The organism is Pararoseomonas sp. SCSIO 73927 (genome assembly GCF_037040815.1).
Lineage (GTDB): Bacteria > Pseudomonadota > Alphaproteobacteria > Acetobacterales > Acetobacteraceae > Roseomonas.
Genome location: NZ_CP146232.1, coordinates 3,066,481 through 3,083,749, shown reverse-complemented (window position 1 = coordinate 3,083,749; position 17,269 = coordinate 3,066,481). Strand labels below are relative to the sequence as shown.

At 75.3% G+C, this 17,269-nt stretch carries 14 protein-coding genes; 12 read left to right on the top strand and 2 right to left on the bottom strand.

Annotated features, from left to right (window positions below):
• Window positions 1-24: 24 nt before the first annotated feature.
• The 5 genes from VQH23_RS14325 (at window position 25) to VQH23_RS14305 (ending at window position 8,384) form a co-directional block, all read left to right on the top strand.
• Entirely contained in the window at window positions 25-870 is an 846-nt protein-coding gene (locus VQH23_RS14325; protein WP_338661414.1) for a DUF58 domain-containing protein, read from the top strand.
• 40 nt (window positions 871-910) lie between these two features.
• The gene (locus VQH23_RS14320) at window positions 911-3,628 is read left to right on the top strand and encodes a DUF4159 domain-containing protein (RefSeq protein WP_338661413.1); all 2,718 of its coding nucleotides are present in this window, start codon (window positions 911-913) and stop codon (window positions 3,626-3,628) included.
• A complete protein-coding gene (locus VQH23_RS14315) occupies window positions 3,628-5,709 on the top strand; it encodes a glutamine amidotransferase (RefSeq protein WP_338661412.1) in 2,082 nt (693 codons plus the stop codon). The genes VQH23_RS14320 and VQH23_RS14315 overlap by 1 nt, the downstream gene beginning before the upstream one ends.
• Window positions 5,710-5,742: 33 nt before the next feature.
• Complete coding sequence (locus tag VQH23_RS14310) at window positions 5,743-6,699, top strand: nitronate monooxygenase family protein (RefSeq protein WP_338661411.1); 957 nt, start codon at window positions 5,743-5,745, stop codon at window positions 6,697-6,699.
• Window positions 6,700-6,794: 95 nt separating this feature from the next.
• Window positions 6,795-8,384 carry an ABC transporter substrate-binding protein gene (locus VQH23_RS14305; protein ID WP_338661410.1) on the top strand — a complete coding sequence of 530 codons (1,590 nt, stop codon included), beginning with the start codon at window positions 6,795-6,797 and terminating at the stop codon, window positions 8,382-8,384.
• 29 nt (window positions 8,385-8,413) lie between these two features.
• On the opposite strand, the gene VQH23_RS14300 is transcribed toward VQH23_RS14305, so the two are convergent.
• Together VQH23_RS14300 and VQH23_RS14295 are read right to left on the bottom strand one after the other, a co-directional pair.
• Entirely contained in the window at window positions 8,414-9,079 is a 666-nt protein-coding gene (locus VQH23_RS14300) for an RraA family protein (protein ID WP_338661409.1), read from the bottom strand.
• Between the two features lie 7 nt (window positions 9,080-9,086).
• Window positions 9,087-10,364 (bottom strand): ArgE/DapE family deacylase, encoded by a 1,278-nt coding sequence (locus VQH23_RS14295; protein WP_338661408.1) that lies wholly within the window; start codon window positions 10,362-10,364, stop codon window positions 9,087-9,089.
• A gap of 178 nt (window positions 10,365-10,542) precedes the next feature.
• On the opposite strand from VQH23_RS14295, the gene VQH23_RS14290 reads away from it, so the two are divergent.
• The 7 genes from VQH23_RS14290 (at window position 10,543) to VQH23_RS14260 (ending at window position 17,253) form a co-directional block, all read left to right on the top strand.
• The gene (locus VQH23_RS14290; RefSeq protein ID WP_338661407.1) at window positions 10,543-11,559 is read left to right on the top strand and encodes a tripartite tricarboxylate transporter substrate binding protein; all 1,017 of its coding nucleotides are present in this window, start codon (window positions 10,543-10,545) and stop codon (window positions 11,557-11,559) included.
• 76 nt (window positions 11,560-11,635) lie between these two features.
• Window positions 11,636-12,010, top strand: coding sequence for a hypothetical protein (locus VQH23_RS14285; protein ID WP_338661406.1), 375 nt, complete (start codon window positions 11,636-11,638; stop codon window positions 12,008-12,010).
• Between the two features lie 97 nt (window positions 12,011-12,107).
• On the top strand, window positions 12,108-12,845 hold the full coding sequence (locus VQH23_RS14280; protein ID WP_338661405.1) for an ankyrin repeat domain-containing protein: 738 nt from the start codon (window positions 12,108-12,110) through the stop codon (window positions 12,843-12,845).
• 32 nt (window positions 12,846-12,877) lie between these two features.
• Window positions 12,878-13,486 (top strand): chemotaxis protein CheW, encoded by a 609-nt coding sequence (locus VQH23_RS14275; RefSeq protein ID WP_338661404.1) that lies wholly within the window; start codon window positions 12,878-12,880, stop codon window positions 13,484-13,486.
• A 7-nt stretch (window positions 13,487-13,493) separates the two neighbouring features.
• Complete coding sequence (locus VQH23_RS14270; protein WP_338661403.1) at window positions 13,494-14,972, top strand: protein-glutamate O-methyltransferase CheR; 1,479 nt, start codon at window positions 13,494-13,496, stop codon at window positions 14,970-14,972.
• Window positions 14,972-15,577 (top strand): chemotaxis protein CheW, encoded by a 606-nt coding sequence (locus tag VQH23_RS14265; protein ID WP_338661402.1) that lies wholly within the window; start codon window positions 14,972-14,974, stop codon window positions 15,575-15,577. Before VQH23_RS14270 ends, VQH23_RS14265 begins: the two co-directional genes overlap by 1 nt.
• Window positions 15,578-15,582: 5 nt before the next feature.
• Complete coding sequence (locus VQH23_RS14260) at window positions 15,583-17,253, top strand: methyl-accepting chemotaxis protein (RefSeq protein ID WP_338661401.1); 1,671 nt, start codon at window positions 15,583-15,585, stop codon at window positions 17,251-17,253.
• Window positions 17,254-17,269: the final 16 nt, after the last annotated feature.

Below are 17,269 nucleotides of genomic sequence, written 5' to 3'. Positions count from 1 at the left end.
GGGGGACCGCTCTCCCGCGGAGGTTTGCCCCTCAGGGCCGAGGCCGCCGCCGCCCGGCTGCCGCCGCTGGTGGTGGCCGCGGAGCGCGTGGCCGCCACAGTGATGCAGGGCGTCCACGGACGCCGCCGCTCCGGCCAGGGGGACAGCTTCTGGCAGTTCCGCCCCTACCTGCCCGGCGACGACGCCGCGCGGGTGGACTGGCGGCAGAGCGCCAAGTCCGACCGGCTCTACCTGCGGGAGACGGAGTGGGAATCCGCGCAGACCGTGGCGCTGTGGCGGGATGCCGGGCCGGGCATGGACTGGTCCGGCCATCCCGCGCGCGCGACCAAGCGGGCGCGGGCAGACCTGCTGCTGCTCGCCCTTTCCTCCCTGCTGCTGCGGGGCGGGGAGCGGGTGCGGTTGCTCGGCGGCGGGCGCGGGCTCTCCGGGCGCGGCGCCCTGCCGGCGCTGGCGATGCGCCTGGAGGGGCAGTCCGGCCCGCCCGCCGACAGCGCCCTGCCCCGCCACGCCCGCGGGGTGCTGTTCGGCGACTTCCTCTCCCCGCTGCCGGACATTCGAGCCGCGCTCGCGCCGCTCGCCGCCGCCGGGCTGCGCGGGACGATGGTGGTGCTGACGGACCCGGCGGAGGAGACCCTTCCCTATGGCGGCCGGGTGCGCTTCGAGCCGATGGACGGCACGGACCCCGCCCTGGTGCCGCGGGTGGAGGGCGTACGCGGGCTTTACGAGGAGCGGCTGGCGGCGCACCGGGCCGGGCTCTCCGCGCTCGCGGCGTCGCTGGGCTTTCGCGTGCTGTCGCACCGGACGGACCATCCGCCGGAAGCCGCGCTGATGGCGCTCTGGCAGGCCCTGGCCCCGCAGGGGCCCCGATGACCCGGGACGCCCCGGGGAACACGATGCAAGAAAGGCGTTCATGACCGGCGCCCTCTCCTTCGCCGCGCCCTGGCTGCTGGTGGCGCTGGCCGCCCTCCCCGCCCTGTGGTGGCTGCTCCGCGTCACGCCGCCCACGCCGCGCACCCAGTCCTTCCCGCCTTCCCGCTTCCTGCGCGACCTGCCGGCGGTGGAGGAGACGCCGGCGCGCACGCCCTGGTGGCTGCTGCTGCTGCGGCTTGTTGCGGCGGCGCTGATCATCCTCGGCCTCGCGCGGCCGGTCTGGAACGCGGCGCAGGGGGATACGGGGGACCAGCCGCTGCTGATCGTGGTGGATGACGGCTGGGCCTCCTCCGCCGACTGGCCGGACCGGATGGCGGCGGCGGGGGCGGCGCTGGACGCCGCGGCCCGGGCCGCGCGGCGCGTGGCGATCCTGCCCACCAGCCCCGGCGTGACGGGCGAGCCGCCGCGCCCCACGGGCTGGATGCCCGCCGAGGAGGCGCGCGCCCGGCTGGCGGCGCTGCGGCCGCATTCCTGGGCGCCGGACCGCCGGGCGGCGCTGGACGCGCTGCGGGGATGGCGCAACGGCACCTTCGCCAGCCTCTACGTCAGCGATGGCTTGGCCCATGTCGGTGACGACGGCGCGGCGCTGATGACGGCCCTCTCCGATGCCGGTCCCTTGCAGGTGGCGCGCGGGGCGCCCGGCACGGCGCGCGTGCTGCTGCCCCCGCGCGCGGAGGCGGACCGGCTCGTGCTCGGCCTGCGCCGCGCCCCCGGCGGGCCGGCGGGAGAGGCCGCGGTGCTGGCGATGACGCCGGATGGCCGCACCCTCGGCCGCGCCACCCTGCCGCTCGCGGCCGGCGCCACGGAGGCGGAGGGGGCGCTGGAGCTGCCGGTGGAGATCCGCAACAGCGTGACGCAGCTGATGCTGGAAGGCGGCTCCACGGGCGCACCACCCGGCGCCGCCGGCGTGGTGCTGCTGGACGAGCGCTTCCGCCGCCGCCCCGTCGGGCTGCTGGCCGCGCAGGAGGAGGCGGCGGACACGCCGCTGACCGGCTCGCTCTACTACCTGGACCGCGCCCTCTCCCCCTTCGCGGAGGTGCGGCGCGGCACGCTGGAGACGCTGCTCTCCCGCCGCCTCGCCGTGCTGGTGCTGGCGGACCGTCCGCTGGCCGAGGGCGCGGAGACGGAGGCGGTGGCCCGCTTCGTGGAGGGCGGCGGGCTGCTGCTGCGCTTCGCCGGGCCGCGGCTGGCGGAGAAGGGCGACGCGCTGCTGCCCGTGCCGCTGCGCGCGGGAGAGCGGGCGCTGGGCAGCGCGCTGTCCTGGGAACGCCCGCAGACCCTGGCGCCCTTCGCGGAGGGCAGCCCCTTCGCCGGGCTGACGCCCCCGGCCGAGGTGACCGTGACCACCCAGGTCCTCGCCGAGCCGATCCCGCGCCTGGCGGAGCGGAGCTGGGCGCGGCTGTCCGACGGCACGCCGCTGGTGACCTTCGAGAACCGGGGACAGGGGCGGATCGTGCTGTTCCACGCCACCGCCAATGCGGACTGGTCCAACCTGCCGCTGTCCGGCCTCTACATCGACATGCTCCGGCGGATCGTCGCCCTCTCCTCCGGCGTGGCCGGTTCCGAGGGCGAGGCGCCGCTGGCGCCGGTGGAGACGCTGGACGGCTTCGGCCGCCTCGGCGCCCCGCCGCCCGTCGCCGGCCCGATCCTCGCGGCGCGGCTGGATTCCACCACGCCCGGCCCGCGCAACCCGCCGGGCTGGTACGGCACGCCCGGCGAGGGCGGGGAAAGGCGGGCGCTGAACCTCTCGGCCCGCCTGCCCGCGCCATCGCCTGCCGCCGCCCCGCCTTCCGGCGCGCGGGAGACGCGGATCGGCGGCATTCCGGCGGAGCGCGACCTCGGCCCCTGGCTGCTGGCGGCGGCACTGGTGCTGCTGGCGGCGGATCTGCTGCTGTCCCTGCAGAGCCGCGGGCTGGGGCTGCGCGCGCGGGCCGCGCTGCTGGCGCTGGCGATCCTCGTGCCGGGGATGGCGCAGGCGCAGGCGCCGAGGCAGGAGGGCACGGCGGCGCTGGCGACGCGGCTGGCCTATGTCGTCACGGGCGACACGGCCACGGACGACGTCTCCCGCCAGGGTCTCGTCGGACTGTCCGAGTACGTGAACCGGCGCACCGCCGCGAACCTGGCCGAGCCCGCCGCGCTGCGGCCGGGGGTGGACGACCTCTCCCTCTACCCCCTGTTGCTCTGGGTGGTGCTGCCGGACGCGGCGGCGCCGGATGCGCGCGCGGTGGAGGCGCTGAACGCCTTCATGCGGAACGGCGGCATCATCCTCTTTGACACGCGCAACGAGGGATCGGGCGAGGGCGTCTCGCTCGGCGCCGACGCCGCGCTGCGCCGGCTGACCTCCCGCCTGCAGGTGCCGCCGCTGGCGCCGCTGCCGGACGATCACGTGCTGAAGCGCGCCTTCTATCTGCTGCCGGACCTGCCCGGGCGCTACGCCGGCGGCCCCGTCTGGATCGCGCGGGACACGGACCGGGCGAATGACAGCGTCTCCCCCGTCATCATCGGCGGGCACGACTGGGCCTCCGCCTGGGCGGTGGACGGGCGGGGGAGCAATCCCTACGCCGTCATTCCCGGCGGGGCGCGGCAGCGGGTGCTGGCCTACCGCTTCGGCGTGAACCTCGTGATCTACGCGCTGACCGGCAACTACAAGGGCGACCAGGTGCACGTGCCCGCCATCCTCGAGAGGCTGGGGAACTGATGGTCCGCTCCCTCTCCTCCATCGACTTCGCGCCCGTCCTCCCGGCCTGGCTCGTCGTCGCGCTCGCCGTGCTGGCGGTGCTGGCGCTGTTGCCCGCGCTGGTCCGGCGCGCGCGCGGGGCCGGGTGGCGCGCGCTGGCCTTCCTGCTGATCCTCGGCGCCATCTCCAATCCCCGGCTGGTGCAGCAGACGCGGGAGGTCCGGCCGGACATCGCGCTGCTGGCCGTGGACAACAGCGCCTCCACCACCGTGGCCGGGCGCGAGGCCGCGATCGCCGCGGCGCGGGCGCAGATCGAGGCTCGCCTCGGCCGCCTGCCGGACCTCGAGGTCCGCACGGTGGTTGCGGAGGAGGGCGGGAACCAGGGCACGCGCCTTTTCGCCGCCATCGAGCGCGGGCTGGCCGACATCCCCCGCGCGCGGCTGGCGGGGATCGTCGCGCTCAGCGACGGGCAGGTGCACGACGTGCCCGTGAGCTTCCCCGCGGAGGCGCCGCTGCACCTGCTGCTGCCGGGACGCGCGGGCGAGGTGGACCGGCGGCTGCGCGTGATCGAGGCGCCGGGCTTCGGCATCGTCGGGCGCGGCGTGGAGATGCGCGTGGTGGTGGAGGACCTGGGCGCGCCCGCCTCCGACGCCCCCGTGCGCCTCTCCATCCGGCGCGACGGCGGCACGCCGCGCGTGGAGAGCGTGGTGCCCGGGCGGGAGCACCGCATCGCCCTGCCGATTGAGCGCGGCGGGCCGAGCGTGGTGGAGATCACCGCCGATGAACGGCCGGGCGAGGTCTCCGCCCTGAACAACCGCGCGATCGTCACCGTGAACGGCGTGCGGGACCGGCTGCGCGTGCTGCTGGTCTCCGGCGAGCCCCATGCGGGGGAGCGCACCTGGCGGCGGCTGCTGAAGGCGGACCCGAACGTCGACCTCGTCCACTTCACCATCCTGCGCCCGCCGGAGAAGGACGACCTGACGCCGCTGAACGAGCTGGCGCTGATCGCCTTTCCCGTGCGGGAGCTGTTCCAGCTGAAGCTGCGCGAGTTCGACCTGATCGTCTTCGACCGCTTCTCCAACCGCGGCATTCTGCCGCCGCAGTACCTGCGGAACATCGCGGACCACGTGCGCCAGGGGGGCGCGCTGCTGATGTCCGTGGGGCCGGAGTTCACCGGCCCGGCATCGCTGGCCAACACGCCGCTGGGCCAGGTGCTGCCCGCGCGCCCCCTGCCCGGCGGCGCGGCGCTGCTGGAGGCGCCCTTCCGCGCCCAGGTGAGCGAGACCGGGCTCCGCCACCCCGTGACGGAGGGGCTGACCGGCGCCAACGCGAACGCCGCCGCGCAGCCGGGCTGGGGGCGCTGGTACCGGATGCTGCGGGCGGAGGCGCGCAGCGGCGCCAACATCATGAACGGGCCGGACGGCAATCCCCTGCTGCTGATGGACCGCGTGGGCGAGGGGCGCGTGGCGCTGCTGCTGTCGGACCAGATCTGGCTCTGGTCGCGCGGGCATGATGGCGGCGGGCCGCAGGCGGAGCTCCTGCGCCGCATCGCCCACTGGCTGATGCGCGAGCCGGAGCTGGAGGAGGAGGACCTGACCGCCGCCATTGCCCAAGGGCGGCTGACGGTGACGCGCCGCAGCCTCTCCGACGCGCCGCCGCCGGAGATCACCGTCACGGCGCCGGATGGCACGGTCAGCCGCCATGCGCCGGAGCGGCGCGAGGGCGGGCGCGCGGTGGTGGAGTTGCCGGCGGCCTCGCCCGGCGTGTGGTCCGCGACCGATGGCACCCGCACCGCCTTCGCCGCCGCCGAGGCAGCCAACCCGCCGGAAGTGGCCGACCTGCGCGCCGATCCCGGGCGCATGGGGAATCTGGTGCAGGCCAGCGGCGGCGCCGCGCGCTGGATTGGCGACGGATCGGCCCTGCCGGATGTGCGCCGCGTCTCCATGGGGCGCGACGCCAGCGGCCCCGGCTGGATCGGGCTGGTGCGGCGGGAGGACCACACGATAACCGGCATCTCCGCCCTGCCGCTTCTGCCGCCCTGGCTGGCGCTGCTGCTGGTACTGGGCGTGGCCGTGGTGGCGTGGCGGCGGGAGGGGCGGTAGGCTCCGGGCCGAGGAACCGCACGGGAAGAGCTCATGGGACTGCGTGACCTGCTGCGGCAGCGGCTCCGGCTGCCGGTGATCGGATCCCCGCTCTTCATCATTTCCGTGCCGGATCTCGTCGTGGCCCAGTGCACCAGCGGGATCGTGGGCAGCATGCCCTCGCTGAACGCGCGGCCGGCGGAGCAGCTGGACGAGTGGCTGGCGGAGATCCGGGAGAGGCTGGACGCGCACGACGCCGCGCACCCGGACCGGCCATCGGCACCCTTCGCCATCAACCTCATCGTCCACCGCTCCAACGACCGGCTGGAGCACGACCTCGCCCTCTGCGCGAAGCACCGGGTGCCCCTCGTCATCACCTCTCTCGGCGCGCGGCCGGACGTGAACGAGGCGGTGCACGCCTATGGCGGCTACGTGCTGCACGACGTGATCAATCAGACCTTCGCGCGGAAGGCGGTGGAGAAGGGCGCGGACGGTCTGGTGCTGGTGGCGGCCGGCGCGGGCGGGCACGCCGGCAGCATCTCCCCCTTCGCGCTGGTGCAGGAGACGCGCGCCTGGTTCGACGGGGCCATCGCCCTCTCCGGCGCCATCGCCACAGGCCGCGCCATCCTGGCGGCGCAGGTGATGGGGGCGGACGTGGCGTATATCGGCAGCGCCTTCATCGCGACGGAGGAGGCGCGCGCCGCCGAGGGCTACAAGGCGATGATCGTGGAGGGGGCCGCGGGAGACATCGTCTACAGCGACCTCTTCACCGGCGTGATGGGCAACTACCTGCGCCCCTCCATCCGCAACGCGGGGCTGGACCCCGACGACCTGCCGCGGCCCGACCCGTCCTCGGTCAACTTCTCCGCCAACCGCAGCAAGCCCTGGAAGGACATCTGGGGATCGGGGCAGGGCATCGGCGCGATCGGCGCGGTGCAGCCGGCGGCGGAGCTGATCGCGCGGCTCCGCGCCGAGTACGAGGCGGCGAAGGAAACGGTGCGGGCAGTCTGACCGCCGGCTGCGGCCGTCGTGAGCACCCCGGCCGGCATGGATCGTGCTAAACGTTCCGGGAATGTGCGGCGGTTTGGACCGCCGAAGGAGCTCCCATGCCGCTGCGCCGCCTCGCCCTCCACCTCGGCGCCTGCACCGCGCTGACCTGGGCCGCTCTCGCCCCGGCCGGGCCCGCCGCCGCGCAGACCACGCTGCGGATCTCGCTGAACCTGCCGGCGGCCAGCCTCGATCCCGTGCAGTCCACGGCGGCCACGGTCCGCAACCACGGCTTCTTCGTCTACGACCAGCTCTTCGGCCTCGACAGCAAGGGCGTGCCCCGCCCGCAGATGGTGCGGGACTGGACCGTTTCCGACGACCGGATGACCTGGCGCTTCACCCTGCGCGACGGGCTGGCCTTCCACGACGGCCAGCCCGTGCGGGCGGCGGACGCCGTCGCCTCCATCCGCCGCTGGGCGCAGCGCGACGTGGTGGGCCGGGCCATGGCGGCCGCCACGGGCACGATGGAGGTGGTGGACGAGAGGACCTTCGAGATCCGCCTCGCCCGCCCCTTCGGCCTCGTGCTGGAAGCCCTGGCACGCCCGACGGGCAGCGCGCTGTTCATCATGCCCGAGCGCATCGCCCGGACACCGCCCAACACAGCGATCACGGAGGCGATCGGCTCCGGCCCCTTCATCTTCCAGGCGAGCGAGTGGCGGGCGGGCGACCGCGCCGTGTACCTCCGCAACCCGAACTACCGCGCGCGGGAGGAGGCGCCGGACGGCCTGGCCGGCAGCAAGGCCGTGCACGTGGACCGCGTGGAATGGGTGACGATGCCCGACGCCACCGTGGCGGTGAACGCACTGGGCAATGGCGAGCTGGACTTCGTGGAGCAGCCCCCGCCCGACCTGATCCCGACGCTGGAGCGCAACCGGCGCGTGAGGGTGGCGCCTGTGAACCCGGTGGGCAATATGGCCTGGCTGCGCCTGAACCACGCGCAGCCTCCCTTCAACGATCCGCGCGCCCGCCAGGCGCTGCTCCTCGCGCTGAACCAGCGCGACGTGCTGGAGGGGATGGGCATCCGACCCGCGGAGCAGGTGCCCTACTGCCCCTCCTACTTCATGTGCGGCACGCCGCTGGAGACGGCCGCCGGCGCGCGCGGCCTGCAGCGGCCCGAGCTGGACCGCGCCCGCACCCTGCTGCGCGAGGCGGGGTATGACGGCCGGCCCGTGGTGTTCCTCAACGCCACCGACAGCGGGCTGAACAACGCCGCCACGCTGGTGATGGCCGAGGCCTTCAAGAGCATCGGGCTGAACATGGACGTGCAGGCGATGGACTGGGGCACGCTGACCGCCCGCCGCAACCGGCGCGAGCCGCCGGCGCAGGGCGGGTGGAACCTGTTCATCACCATCGCCAACGCGCTGGACTCCGCGGACCCTCTCTCCAACCTCTACCTCGCCAGCACCTGCGACGCGGCGCCGGCCGGCTGGCCCTGCGACGAGGAGCTGGAGCGGCTGCGCGCCGCCTGGGCGGCCGAGGGCGACCCGGAGAAGCGCCGCGCGCTGCTGGATGGGGTCCATGCCCGCGCCTACGAAGTGCTGCCCTACATCAACGGCGGCCAGTTCCGCACCAACGCGGCCTGGCGCAGCAACGTCACGGGAATCCGGCCGACGACGGTGCCGGTGTTCTGGGGCGTGCGGAAGGAGTAGGAGCGGCGGGGCGCCCCCACCCGGGCGCCCTACCCTCCGGTCACGCGCGCGGTCGCGCCCGAGAGCGCGCCCATGCGGACCTCCCCCGCGGCCACGCGCCGGGCCGTCTCGATCCCGCGGGCCTGGGTCTCGATCGCGCGCCGGGCCTCGGCCTCCGCCTCGCCGGGCGGCAGGACCAGGACGCCGCTGTTGTCGCAGATCACCGCGTCGCCCGGCATCACCACCGCGCCGCCGATGCTGACCGGCACGTTCATCCCCCCACCCATGTCCAGCACCTGCGTGGTGACCGGGGCGAGGCCGCGGCACCACACGGGGAAGCCCGCCTCCTCGATCTCCTCTAGGTCCGTGCAGGGCCCGTCCACCACGGCGGCCACGGCGCCGGCCGCCTGCGCCGCCACGGCGAGCCCGCCGCCGATGCAGGCGTGGCGGTCGTCGCCGAGCCGGTCCACCACCAGCACGTCGCCGGGGCGCAGATGGTCCAGCGCGTGGGCGAGGATGGTGCCGTCATTGGCGGGCAGCATCACCGTGAAGGCGGTGCCCGCCACGCGGCGGCGCGGCAGCAGGGGCGCGACGCGGCGGTCCACGAAGCCCCAGTGGCGCCAGTGCCCGATGGTGGCGGTCTCCGCCTTCTCCAGCAGGGCGACCAGCGCCGGGTCCAGCGACGGCGGCAGGGCGCCGGTGACGTAGCGGGCCATGGCGGGGCTACTCCACCCCGCACCAGTCCGCGATGAAGGCGGCCATGGAGAGCGTGGTCTTCTTCAGCAGCTCCAGGTTCGTCCGCTCGTCGAAGCCGTGATTCCCCTCGCCGCCCGGGCCGTAGCAGAGGGCGGGGGTGGCGTAGTAGCGGCCGTAGTAGCGCGTGTCGTTCACGGCGGTGGAGAGCCGCGCCTCCATCCCTGCGCCGAAGGCCTGCTGATGCGCGGCAGCCAGCACGCGCTCCGCCTCGCTGCCCTCCTCCAGCACGTAGCCGTCGGCGACGAAGCCGTGCCAGGTGATCTCCGGCGGGTTGTTCGCCAGGAAGGTGTCGCCGGCGCGCGCCGCCTCCACCGCGCGCTCGATCCCCTTCCGCACCTCGGAAACCTCCATGGAGGGCGTGAGGCCGATGCGGCAATCCACCTCGCACCAGGAAGGGGTGGAGGAGGCCCAGTCGCCGCCGCGGATGATGCCGGGGTTGAACTTGATGGGGTTCTTCACCCCGCCGAAGGAGGGATCGGCCTTCGCCTTCTCGTTCAGCTCCGCGGTGAACCTCTGCAAGGCCTGGATCAGGTGCATGGCGGAGAGGATGGCGTTGGTGCCGCTATCGGCCACCGCGACATGCACGGGCACGCCGCGCACGCGCAGGCGGAACCAGATGGTGCCGGTGTGCGCACGGGTGATGGTGCCCCCGGTCGGCTCCGGGATGAGGCAGGCATCGGCGCGGTAGCCGCGCAGCAGAGTGGAGAGGGCGCCATTGCCCGTGCTCTCCTCCTCCGTCACGGTCTGCACGTGGATGTCGCCCTTCGGCGTCAACCCGGCCTCCTTCAGCGCGTCCATGGCGAAGACCATGGCGGCCACGCCGGCCTTCATGTCGTTCGCGCCGCGGCCATAGAGCCAGCCGTCGCGCACCACCCCGGCGTAGGGCGGGTGCGTCCACATGCTCGTCGGGCCTTCCGGCACCACGTCGATGTGGCCCTGCAGGATCAGGCTGCGCCCGCCCGCCTCCCTCGCGCGCTTCGTCGCCACCACCTGCACGGAGCCGGCGGGGTCCACGTCCACCATCGGCGCCGCCTTCTCGTGGCTCTCCAGCGGCACGTCGGCCAGGGTGTAGCGATCCACCTGGTAGCCGCGCCCGGCCATCTGCCGCGCGAACCAGTCCTGCAGCGGCGCCTCCCGCCCGCGCAGGCTGGGGAAGCGCACCAGCTCGGAGAGGAAGGCGGTCTCGGCCTCGAAGTTCTTCTCCACGGCGGCGCGCAGGCGGTCGAGAGTGGCGGGATCGGGCAAGGCGGGCTTCCTTCCGGTGCTGCGGCGCGAAAGGTTGCGCCGACATGGACCGAGGCGGAAGGGGGTTGGGCGAAAGGGGAGCGGGGCGCCGGAAAGCGGGGACAGCCCCGCGTCCCCCGCAATTGCGAGTGAGTTGCGGAATGGCTATCCCCACGCCTCCAACCGGACGAAGCCCGCCATGGACCTCGGCTCCCACCGCACCTCCCGCCGCCGGCTCCTCCTCGCCTGCGGGGCGGCCGCGCTGCCCCTGCCCGCCCTCGGCCAATCCGTCTTCAGCCTGCCCGGCGCGGGCCGCCAGCCCGTCACCATCATCGTGCCCTTCACCCCCGGCGCGCCGCCGGACATCGTGGCCCGGGTTGTCGCGGAAGGGCTGCAGAAGCGGCTCGGCGGGCCCGTGGTGGTGGACAACCGGCCGGGCGCCAGCGGCAACATCGGCGCCGGCCTCGTCGCCCGCGCCGCGCCGGACGGGCACACGCTGATGGTCCACACCACCACGCTGGTGATGAACGCCGGCCTCTACGCCAGCCTTCCCTACGACCCGATCGCCTCCTTCGCCCCGATCGCGATGCTGACGGAGGTGGACTACGCCCTGGTCCTGCACCCCTCCGGCGGCGCGGACCTCGCGGAATTCGTCGCCCGCGCGAAGGGCCGGCCGGAGGCGCTGAACTACGCCTCTCCCGGCATCGGCACGCCGCACCACCTGCTGATGGAGCTGTTCCAGCGCCAGGCCGGGCTGCGGCTGCTGCACGTGCCCTATCGCGGAACGGCGGGCGCCGTGACGGGCGTGACGGCGGGCGAGGTGCAGGCGATGTTCATGCCCGTGAGCGGCGCGGCGGAGCTGACCCGCGGCGGCCCGCTCCGGGCCGCCGCCGTCACCGCCCCCGCGCGCCTGCCGCTGCTGCCGGATTCCCCCACCCTGGCCGAGGGCGGGGTGGAGGGCGTGACCGTGCGGGACTGGTTCGGCCTCCTCGCCCCCGCGCGGACGCCCCCCGCCGTGCTGGCGGGGCTGAACGAGGCGGTGAACGCCGTGCTCGCCTCCCCGGAGGCGGGGCAGGCGCTCGCCTCGCAGGGCTACAACCTCGCGGGCGGCACGGCGGAGGCCTTCGGGCGGCGGATGGCGACAGACATGGAGCGCTGGGGCAGCCTCGTGCGCGAGGCCGGAATCACGGCGGACGGGCCGGCGCCCAATCGCTGAGCGGGCGTGCCGAGGGAGGGGCCGAACCGTGAACACGGCCCTTCCGCAGGGGCGCCGGGCATCCCAGATAGAGAGCATGCGACGCGCCCTCTCCCTCCTCCCTTTCCTCGGCCTTGGCCTCGCCCTCGCCGCCTGCGCCACAGGGCCTACCCTGGACCAGCGGCTCGCCACCTTCGTCGGTCGGTCCGAGCTGGAGGTCGTCTCGACGCTCGGCGTGCCGACGCGGCACTACGAGACGGGCGGGGAGAAGTTCCTGCAGTACGACGAGCAGCGCACCGTCGCCTTCCCCGCCGGCTTCGGGGGTGGCCCCTTCTACGGCCCCTACGGGCGCGGCTTCTACGGGGGCGGCTATGTCGGCACCACCTACGCCCCCGTGCAGTGCGACGTGACCTTCGCGCTGCGGGAGGGCCGCGTCTCCCGGTACACCTTCCGCGGCCAGGGCTGCGCCTGACGCCCCTGGCGGCGAGGGCGCGATCCGGGGGCGGGCAGGCCGGGATTATCCCTATCGGGATTGGCCCCATCGGGCGCGGGGGACTATAGAGGGGACCATGCGCCGCCTCCCCCTCCTCCTCGTCCTGGCCGGCCCGCTGCTGGCATCCCCCGTCCTCGCCCAGACGGGCGGCGGCATGATCGGCCGGAGCGCGCCCATGCCGACGGCCCAGGGAGGGGGCAGCCGCCCCCCGCCGCCGGCCCTGCCGGGCCTGGCCAACCGCCGGGCGGTGGAGCCCATCCCCTCGGAGACGCCGAGCGCCAGCCTCTCCCCCAACGACGCGCTGTTCGACGCCGTGAACCGCGGCGACCTGGCGGCGGCGCGGGAGGCCATGGGGCGCGGCGCCGACCTCAACGCGCGGAACCAGCTCGGCCTAACCCCGGTGGACGCGGCGGTGGACCAGGGGCGGAACGAGATCGCCTTCTACCTTCTCTCCGCCCGCGGCAGCGCCGGGAGCGGCCCGACCTTCGCGCCATCCGAGCCGGCGCCGCCGCCCGCCGCCCGCCGCGGCCGGAACGGGCGTGAGGCACCCGCCGCCGCCGCCCGCGCAGGGGCGGAGGAGGAGGCCGATGCGCCCGCCCGCCCCTCGGGCCTTCTGAGCGACCCGCCGCGCGGGGCCCGGACGGGCTCCTCCGCCCCCGCCGCGCCGGTGCGCGCGCGGCTCTTCGCCGGGGATGGCGGCAGCCCGCGCCCGGAGATCGGCTTCCTCGGCTTCGATGCCGGCCGCCCCGCCGGGGCCGAGCCGCTGGCGCAGCCCGCGGAGCGCCCGGCCACCCGGCGCGGCCGCCGGGCCTGAGTGCCCGAAAGCCTGAATGCCCAAAAGCCTGAATGCCTGAGCCGGAGGCCCGCGGCGGCGACCCTCGCCCTGCGCCGGTGCTCGCCCCCGAGCCGCGCCCAGTCGGCTTCCCCGGCGCGCTCGTGCTCTTCTCCGCCGGTGGGGCGCTCCTCGCCCTCCCGCAGGCGGCCGTGCGGGCCCTGCTCCCCCTGCCCCGCCTGGACTCGCCCCCGGGGCTGCCAGGGCCTCTCGCCGGCTTCCTGAACCTTGGCGGGGCCGCCGTGCCCGTGGTGTCCCTCGCCGCACTGCTCGGCCTGCCGGCCGGGGAACCCCATCCCTATCGCCACCTGATCCTGCTGACGGCCGCCGGTCCCGGAGGAGCGGTGGAGCCTTCGCTCGACGGGCCGGTGGCCCTGCTGGTGGACCGGGCGGCGGACGTGCTGCCGGCCGGGCTGCCGCTGCGCCCCGTGGAGGAGGGCACCTCGCTCGGCGGGGTTGTGGCGGGCGCGGTGGAGCTCCCTGCGGCCGCCGGGGGCGGCACGGCGCATCTCCTCGCCCCGGAGAGGCTGCTGATGGCGCGGGAGGCGGCGATCCTCGGCGCGCTGACCGGGCAGGCGCAGGACCGGCTGGCGCGCTGGACGGCGACGGCGGAGGAAGCGTGACCGCCGCATGAGCGACGCGCCCCGGCCGGACGAGGCCTTCGCGGCCCTCAAGCGCCTGATCATCGCCCGCACCGGCCACGCCTACTACGAGGACAAGGACGCCGCCCTGTGGGAGCGGGTGCGAGCCCGGATCCGCGCCACCGGTGCCGGCGATGCCGCGGGCTACGCCGCCCTGCTGCGCGATGCGGCAGAGGGCGAGGCGGAGTGGGCCGCGCTGGAATCGGCCATCACCATCGGCGAGACCTTCTTCTTCCGCGACGCCCGGCAGTTCGCCGCGCTGCGGGAGGGCATCCTGCCCGGGCTGATCGCGCGCCGGGCGGAGGCGCGGCGGCTGCGGGTCTGGTCCGCCGGCTGCTCCACCGGGGCGGAGCCCTACTCGGTCGCCATCCTGCTGCGCCGCCTGCTGGGGGTGGAGCACCGGGCGTGGAGCATCTCGATCCTCGGCACGGACATCAGCGAGGCGGCGCTGGCCGCCGCCCGCGCCGCCCGCTTCTCCCCCTGGGCGCTGCGCGGGATGGAGGGTGCGGAGCGGGCGCGGGACTTCCTGCCCGTGGAGGGCGGCCGCGCCTGGCAGCTGCGCCCGGAGCACCGAGGCACGGTGCGCTTCGAGCGGCAGAACCTGCTGGGCCTGCTGGACGGCACGCTGCCACTGGGCATGACGGATTTCGACCTGATCCTCTGCCGCAACGTGCTGATCTACTTCGACCGCGCCGCGGTGCCGGAGATGGTGCGCGCCCTGGCCGGGCGGCTGGCGCCGGATGGCTGGCTGCTGCTGGGCCATGCGGAGCCCGACCCGGCCTACGGCGCTTTCCTTGAGGCGGTGACCCTTTCCGGCGCCACGGCCTGGCGCGCCCTCCGGAGCGGGCCGCCGGAGCGGCCGGCCTTCGTTCCGATGCTGCCCGAGGCCAGGGAACCGCAGGTGGGGGAGCCGGAGGTGGTGGAGCGGGGCCCGCAGCCCTGGCAGCCGCTCCTCCCGCCGCTCCGGCCCGCGCCGGCCGCCCCTGCCGCCCTCGTCGATCCCGCCCCTCCCGCCGCCGCGGCCGAGGACCCGCGCGCCGTGATCGGGCGGGCGCGGGCGGAGGCGGATTCGGGCGCGCTGGACGATGCGCAGGCCACGCTGCGCGCCGGCCTGGCCGCCCACCCGACCGCGGCGCCGCTGCACTACCTGGACGGGCTCGTCGCCCGCGGCCTGGGGCAGGCGGCGGCGGCCGAGGCGGCGCTGCGGCGCGCCCTCTACCTCGACAAGGGCTTCGTGGCGGCGCACTACCAGCTGGGCCTGCTGCTGCTGGACCGGGGGGCGGAAGCGGCGGGGCGGCGCAGCGTGGCCAACGCCGCGCGCCTGGCCCGCGCCCTACCCGGCGACACCGTGCTGGAGGAAGGGGACGGGATGACGGCGGAAACCCTGCTCGGCCTCGCGCGGCACCACCTGGAACCGAAGCCCCTGGAGCCGAAGTCCCTGAACTCGAAGTTGGGCGGGGTGGGCTGATGGCACTGCGTTTCCTGCCCGATCCCGGCATCCTCGGCGCCATCGGCGAGGCGCGGGCGGCGCGGCTGCTGGAGGAGCGCGCCGAGGCCCTGGCGCGGCGCGGCGCGCCGGAGCCGCCCCGGGGCGCGCCCGTGCTTCACCTCCTCGTGGGGGCGGAGAGCTTCGGCGTGCCCCTGGACCGCGTGGCGGAGGTGCTGCCGGCCGAGCCCCCCTGCCCGTTGCCCGGCGCCCCGCCCGCCCTGCTGGGGCTGCGCGCCCGCGCCGGGCGGCTGCACGCCGTCCTGGACCTCGCCGCGCTGACAGGCGCCGCGCCCAGCGGCATGGCCGAGGATGCACCGGAAGGCGGCGGGCACGACGTGCTGCTGCGGCCGGGGTCCGGCGGGCGGCGCCTGGCGCTGCGCGTCGGCCGCGCCCTCTCCGCCGTCGAGCCCCTGGCCCTGCCGGCGGAGCGCGCGCCGGCGAGCCCGGGCGACGCGGTGGCCTTCCACGCCGTCCTGCCGGAGACCGACACCGTCCTCGCGGTGCTCGACCTCGACCGCCTGTTGCGGCCCTATGCCGCCCCCCTCCCTCCAGACGCACCCCTGTCCAACACCCACGGAGCCTGAACCGCGTGTCCATCACGAACCGCGCCCTGCTGGGCTTCGTCGGGCTGACGCTGCTGACCATCCTGCTGGGCTTCTGGAGCCTGGACCAGTTCGAGACCGTGCGGGATTCCACCCGCCTCGTCGCGACGCGCGACGGCAGCGTCGCGCGGCAGGTGGACGACGTGCGGAACGCGCAGATCAGCCTGCGCAACACGCGCGCCCGCATCATGATCGCCTATCTCGGCCGGCGCGCCGCGCCGGAGGCCGCCCCCGCCGCCGTGCCGACGGCGGAGTGGCAGCAGGGCAGCGCGCGCATGGCGACGCTGCTGGGCAATGCAATCGTCGCCGCGCAGGGCTTCGCCGCCGGGGCCATCGCGCCGGACCGGGTGGATGCCTGGCAGCGCGTGATCGCCGCGCTGAACGAGGTGAACACCACCCTGCAGCGCCACCGGGACCGGGTGGAGGCGAAGCTCCGGTCGCTCGCCGCGGACGACGTGGCCGCCGTGCTGGCCGCCGAGTCCGGCGTGGCCGAGAGCGCGACAGAGCTGGACCAGGCGCTCGACCGGGTGGACGCGGCGATCGAGCGGCTGGGCGTCATCGGGCAGCAGCGGCTGGACGAGATCTCCGAGCGGTCCCGCGTGCTCATCCTCGGCGGGATGGGGCTGGCGGTGCTGATCGCGGTAGCCGTCACCCTCCTCGTGCGCCGGGCCATCGCCAGGCCGCTGGAGACCCTGGTGGAGTTCGTGCAGCGCATTGGCCGCGGCGACCTCTCCGGTACCCCGGCGCGGGAGGGGAACGACGAGTTCGGGCGGCTGGGCGAGACGCTGAACGCCATGGTGGCGGGGCTGCGCGACCTGGCCCGGCAGAGCCGCGACGCCACCCACCAGCTGGACGCCGCCACCGCCGAGATCCGCGCGAGCACCCAGGAGCAGGCAGCCTCCGTGGAGGAGCAGCTGGCGGCGGTGCAGGAGACGGCGGCGACGGTGGACGAGATCACCCATTCCGGCGCCCAGATCGGCAAGCGCGCGCAGGAGGTGATCGCCGCCGCCCAGGCGACCGTCCGCACCAGCGACGGCGGGCTGCGCGCGGTGGAGGAGACGGTGCGCGCCATGGACAACATCCGCGAGCAGGCGGAGCGCGTGGCCGAGAACATCGTGGCGCTGAGCGAGAAGACCCAGGCCATCGGCGAGATCACCGCGACGGTGAACGATATCAGCGAGCGCAGCCACCTGCTGGCGCTAAACGCCGCGATCGAGGCGGCCGCCGCCGGGGAGCAGGGCCGCAGCTTCGCCGTGGTGGCCGCCGAGCTGAAGTCGCTCGCCGACCAGGCTAAGGAGGCAACAGCGCAGGTGCGCGCGAACCTCGGCGACATCCAGCGCGGCATCAACTCCTCCGTCATGCTGACGGAAGAGGCGGTGAAGCGCGCCGCCGCCGGGCGCGAGCGCACGGCGCAGAGCCACAAGACCATCCGCGAGATCACCGCCAGCGTGCAGGAGGCGGTGCAGACCTTCCAGCAGATCGTCGCCAGCACGAACCAGCAGCAACTCGGGATCGAGCAGGTGATGGGCGCGCTGTCCAACATCCGACAGGCCAGCCAGCAGACGGCGGCGGGCACGCGGCAGCTGGACCAGGCGGCGGCGAACATGGGCGAGCTGAGCCAGGGGCTGGTGCGGCTGGCCGACCGCTACCGCATCTAGCGGCGGGGGAAGCCGG

What these genes read in the sequence shown, in the direction of transcription:
- VQH23_RS14290 (WP_338661407.1), top strand. Translation starts at nt 10,543, where the DNA reads ATGGACCTCGGCTCCCACCGCACCTCCCGCCGCCGGCTCCTCCTCGCC.
- VQH23_RS14285 (WP_338661406.1), top strand. Translation starts at nt 11,636, where the DNA reads ATGCGACGCGCCCTCTCCCTCCTCCCTTTCCTCGGCCTTGGCCTCGCC.
- VQH23_RS14315 (WP_338661412.1), top strand. Translation starts at nt 3,628, where the DNA reads ATGGTCCGCTCCCTCTCCTCCATCGACTTCGCGCCCGTCCTCCCGGCC.
- VQH23_RS14305 (WP_338661410.1), top strand. Translation starts at nt 6,795, where the DNA reads ATGCCGCTGCGCCGCCTCGCCCTCCACCTCGGCGCCTGCACCGCGCTG.
- VQH23_RS14310 (WP_338661411.1), top strand. Translation starts at nt 5,743, where the DNA reads ATGGGACTGCGTGACCTGCTGCGGCAGCGGCTCCGGCTGCCGGTGATC.
- VQH23_RS14300 (WP_338661409.1), bottom strand. Translation starts at nt 9,079, where the DNA reads ATGGCCCGCTACGTCACCGGCGCCCTGCCGCCGTCGCTGGACCCGGCG.
- VQH23_RS14265 (WP_338661402.1), top strand. Translation starts at nt 14,972, where the DNA reads ATGGCACTGCGTTTCCTGCCCGATCCCGGCATCCTCGGCGCCATCGGC.
- VQH23_RS14275 (WP_338661404.1), top strand. Translation starts at nt 12,878, where the DNA reads ATGCCTGAGCCGGAGGCCCGCGGCGGCGACCCTCGCCCTGCGCCGGTG.
- VQH23_RS14320 (WP_338661413.1), top strand. Translation starts at nt 911, where the DNA reads ATGACCGGCGCCCTCTCCTTCGCCGCGCCCTGGCTGCTGGTGGCGCTG.
- VQH23_RS14270 (WP_338661403.1), top strand. Translation starts at nt 13,494, where the DNA reads ATGAGCGACGCGCCCCGGCCGGACGAGGCCTTCGCGGCCCTCAAGCGC.
- VQH23_RS14280 (WP_338661405.1), top strand. Translation starts at nt 12,108, where the DNA reads ATGCGCCGCCTCCCCCTCCTCCTCGTCCTGGCCGGCCCGCTGCTGGCA.